This is a genomic window from Endozoicomonas numazuensis (assembly GCF_000722635.1).
GTDB lineage: Bacteria > Pseudomonadota > Gammaproteobacteria > Pseudomonadales > Endozoicomonadaceae > Endozoicomonas_A > Endozoicomonas_A numazuensis.
This window is the reverse complement of record NZ_JOKH01000006.1, coordinates 145,093-146,329: the sequence shown is the minus strand read 5'-3', so window position 1 is coordinate 146,329 and position 1,237 is coordinate 145,093. Positions and strand designations below refer to the sequence as shown.

The following is a 1,237-nucleotide window of genomic DNA, read 5'->3' as shown; positions in this document are numbered from 1 at the left end:
ATTGTGCTGAAAAGAAATCGAGCATTAACCATGATAAGCAAACTAGCCGGCCTAATGCTGGGCGTTCTGGCCAGCATAAGTTACGGGATAACCGAAGGCAGTGGCGCGCCAGAAAGACTGGGGTTTATTCCCGGCCCGGTGATAAAGTTCAATGCCACTGAATTGATGGAGATTGATGAAGAAAACAATGCCTATGGGCCGCGAATTCGTGTTGTGGCACTGCGTTTTAAACCGGACGGTTCTGAATTGGTTATGGTGGGGTATGCAAATTCTTTGGGAGCAATTCCTGGACGAATGTTTGTTCAGTACCACAATACTAGTGCCCTCTCCTCAAACCAGGAAAGTGTTAATCGTCTTGGGCATGAGTTTTTGGAGCTAGGTTGCCCAAGTGGACTGAGTATCTGTTTTTTGGGGGGGTGTATAGCGTGTGGTCGAGGCGAAGATTTGATTCACTGGCAGGCGTCCCCCAATGGGTATTTCATTAATCAATCCCCTATAGTTATTTCACTTGGACAGTTTGTTTTCGCAACCACCTTCATCCTGGAGGATGCTTGGCTGGCATACGGTCATGCAGGACTACTGTCACTGATAAACCCGGCGAACAAGGATGACGTTTTACCACTGCCGGGTGAATTCTCCAAGATAGTGAGTGCACTGGACAGTCAGGGGCCATGGCTGGCTTCGGGGGATCAAACTGGCGAGATCCGGGTGCATAACCTCACTAACCTCAGTGACATCAGCTACGTTAATATGACGGCGCACAATGATGTTGTACTTAGCCTTGGCTTCAGCCCCGATAGCGAACGACTGCTCTCTGGCGGTCAGGATAAACTGGCAGGCCTCTGGCTCAGAGAGGCTGGGGGTCATTTTACCCTGATTCAAAACATGACATTTGATGCGGGCGTAAACGTTGTCTTGTATCACCCCGGCGGTGAACATTATGCGGTGGCCGAAGGCCCCAGGGTTCACCTGTATGAGGCCGCAAAGCAGACCCGGCTCGATACCCTGACAATGGCAAACAATATGAGTGTGGTGTTTTCTCTTGCCTTTCACCCCAATGGCACCTGGCTGGCGGTTGGCAACAACCAGAACGACCTTGAATTCTATTCTCTGGGAGAGCGGCCTGAGTTCACTTTTACCGAACAGTCAACTTTGCAGCCAACCTCGACGGTAACGATGGTGGTTGTCAGCTCTTCTGCAGCTATAGACGACAATCAGCCCACTTCACCGAGCCCTG

1 protein-coding gene is annotated in these 1,237 nt (G+C 50.7%); it reads left to right on the top strand.

What is annotated here, in order from left to right; all coding sequences use genetic code 11:
- Positions 1-30 precede the first annotated feature (30 nt).
- Positions 31-1,237, top strand: a 1,207-nt coding sequence (locus tag GZ78_RS29635) for a WD40 repeat domain-containing protein (protein WP_161787457.1), incomplete at its 3' end; no start/stop codon positions are given.